At 79.8% G+C, this 2,965-nt stretch carries 1 protein-coding gene; it reads left to right on the top strand.

Annotated features, from left to right (window positions below; all coding sequences use genetic code 11):
* The first annotated feature begins 973 nt into the window (after positions 1–973).
* Positions 974–2,200 carry an imelysin family protein gene (locus ACSNOG_RS32305; RefSeq protein WP_436756262.1) on the top strand — a complete coding sequence of 409 codons (1,227 nt, stop codon included), beginning with the start codon at positions 974–976 and terminating at the stop codon, positions 2,198–2,200.
* Positions 2,201–2,965: the final 765 nt, after the last annotated feature.

The following is a 2,965-nucleotide window of genomic DNA, read 5'->3' as shown; positions in this document are numbered from 1 at the left end:
CCGGCTGCTGGGCCGGCGGCCCGTCGAGGACGCCTGGCGCCGGGCGCTGGCCGCCGAGCAGTGCGTCGGCGCGGCGCGTCCATACGGTGGCGCGGAACCGGCGGGTGTGGCTGTGGGCGTGACGGGGCGTCGGGTGCGGCAGTGAGTGTGCCGTACTGACGTACCGTCAGACGGGTGAAGTGCGGGCGTATTTCCCGACCGGGCGGCAGGTCGCTGCGTAGCCTTGATCATGCGGTCGAGAACCACGGGGAGGCTGCGGTGCGGTGCGCCGTGCCCGGCGGACGCTCGGGGATGCGGGGTTCCCGTCGGGAACCCCGACCGCCGGGCACCGGCACACGCACCGCGGCCGCCCCGTCACTCGACCGCGTTCGCTTTCGGGCGGGTGCCTCCGCGCACCCGCCCCGGGTGTCGCGGAGGACTCCGCGCCCGCCGTGACGGCGGCGCCTGACCGGCGGGACGGGAGGTGGCGCTTGCTGCGGTTCCCGCATCGCAGGGCGGGTGGCCCGGAGTTGCGTGCCGTCGCGGTGGTGGAAGGCGGGTGCCCCGGCCCTTGATGCTTCGGCGAGCCCCCGGCTCGGTGAGCCCTGTGCCGCCGCGGCGGCCGGTGACTGCGGCGGTGGTGTCCGGCGGTGCCGGATCGGTGGGACGGGAGGCTGCGGTGGGGCGTGAGGCGTGGCGCCCGGCGGTGCTTCGGCGCCGCCGGGCCGGTTGCGGCGGGTGGGTGCTCACCGTCGCGGCGGTGGCAAGAGCCGGGCTCGGCCCTGCGGGCCGCGGCGGTCTGCGCCGGGTGCGGTGGTACGCACGCGCGACGCGCGGCCCTGCGGGTCGGGCCGGCCGGCCGGATGGCTCGTGGCCGGTCGCGCGTGATCGCGCCGGAGGCGGGGCGCGGGTCCGCGCCCCGGTGCTTCGGCGCTCCTCGCCCGCCGCGGCGGCGCGCGACCACTTCTCCCCGCCGCAGCGGTGCGTAACCACCATGGTGGCGTTCGGCGGTGCCCGCCCGGCGGGCGGCCCGGGGCGCGGGAGCGCCGCCCGGCCTTCGCCGGCGCGGCGGGCGAGCGCCCTCGTGGTGGCCGGCGGGGCCGTCCTCGCCCTCGCCGGGTGCGGGGCCGCGCCCCGGTCGCCCGCAGCGCACGAGAGCGTCGACGCGTCCCCCGACCGCTGCGGACACGGCTGGCGTCACCCCCGCCCCGGCACGCACACGTTCACTCTGCACAACACCTCCGGCACCGTCACCGAAGTCCAGCTCACGGACCGCCGCACCGGCGCCGTCCTCGGAGAGGCCGAGGGGCTGGCGCCCGGAGCCGCGCGGTCGCTCCCGGTACGGCTCGGCGCGGGCACGTACGCCTTCGTGTGCCTGGGCGACGACACCGACCCCGTCACCGGCCCCGCCGTCCGCGTCCCCGGCGACGCCCGCCGCACCCGCAGCGGCCCCGCCGCCCGGCCGCTGTCCGTGCACGACCTCATCCCGCCCGCCCTCGCCTACCAGCGCCGGGTGGGCCGCGGCCTGACCCGCCTCGTGGCCGCCACCGACGCCCTGCGCACGGCCGTCCGCACCGGCGACCGCGCCGCCGCCCGCTCCCGCTGGCTCACCGCCCACCTGGCCTACGCCCGCCTCGGCGCCGCCTACGGGGCCTTCGGCGACGCGGGCGACGCCCTCGACCGCACCACCGCCGGGCTGCCCCGCGGCGTGCGCGACCCGGGCTTCACGGGCTTCCACCGCGTCGAGTACGGCCTGTGGCACCACGAGCCCGCGCCGGGGCTGCGCCGCGCCGCCGACCGGCTCGCCCGCGACGTCCGCGCCCTGCGCGCCGGCTGGGCCCGCACCCGGATGGACCCCGCCGACCTCGGCCGGCGCGCGCACGAGATCCTCGAGGACACCCTGCGGGCCGAGCTGACCGGCCGCACCGACTACGGCAGCGGGAGCGGCCTCGCCACCGCCCGCGCGCACGTCGACGCCACCCGCGCCGTCCTCCGACCCCTCCGCCCCCTGCTGCGCACCCGCTATCCGGGCCTGCCGGCCCTCGACCACCGCCTGGACCGCACGACCCGGACCCTCGACGCCCACGCCCACCACGGGAGATGGACCCCGCTCGGACACCTGGACCGCGCCCGGCGGTCCCGCATCGACGCCGCCGTCGGCGACCTCACGGAACGCCTGGCGTCCGTCGCCGCGCTCTGCGACGCGAGGAGGACGCCGTGAGGGGCGTCGTCCCGGGGCGCCTCGTACGGCGCGTGCCGTGGCGGGGCCTTCGCGTGGGGCACTGGCGGTGTCTCGGTCGCGGCCGGTCCGCGCAGGTTCCATTTCCCGTGGTGGGCGTGGGCGTCGTGGGACGTGTCCTTCCGGGGGACGGGCTCTGCACGGTGTACCGGCGGCCCCGGCCGCGCCCGCGCCGTGCGATGCCCGGAGGGTGCCATGAGGCCCGTCCCGGGGCGATTCGTTCGGCGTGTGACCCGCCGCGGCGCCCGGTGGTGCGCGCCGGCGGCAGTCATTGCGGCCGCGCTCGGCGAGGCCGGGAGGATGCCATGACCTGTCTCCTGCGGCACATCGTGGGACGTGTTCCCGGCGTGGGTTCTTGCACGGTGAGCCGGCGGCCTCGGCCGCGGCCGCTCTGGGCGATGTCGGGGGGCGTCATGCGGCCCGTCCCGCGGCATGTCGTGCGGCGTGTGACCCGCCGCGGCGCCCTGCGGAGCGCGCACGCGGCAGTCGTCGCGATCGCGCTCAGCGACGCCGGGAGGACGTCATGAGCGGCGCCTCGCGGCGGGGTCCGCGGCGCGGCGTTGCGGTGGTCGGTGACGCGGGCGCCCCGCGCGGCGGGCGGAGGGCGCCGTGACGTCCGGCTCGCGGCGCCTCCCGCGGGGCGTTGCCCGGCGCCGGCTCCTGCGCGGCGCGCTCGCCGCCGGCGCCGTCGCCGGGCTCGTCGCGCCCGCCCCCGCGCCCCCGTCGCCCTCCGGCCGCGGCGGCGAG

Origin of the sequence: Streptomyces sp. URMC 124 (genome assembly GCF_051386455.1) — a bacterium.
In the GTDB taxonomy this organism is placed as follows: domain Bacteria; phylum Actinomycetota; class Actinomycetes; order Streptomycetales; family Streptomycetaceae; genus Streptomyces.
The sequence above is the reverse complement of the archived record's forward strand: the minus strand, read 5'-3'. Positions and strand labels throughout refer to the sequence as shown.

Coding starts and splice junctions, on each gene's coding strand:
- ACSNOG_RS32305 (WP_436756262.1), top strand. CDS start 974: ATGGTGGCGTTCGGCGGTGCCCGCCCGGCGGGCGGCCCGGGGCGCGGG.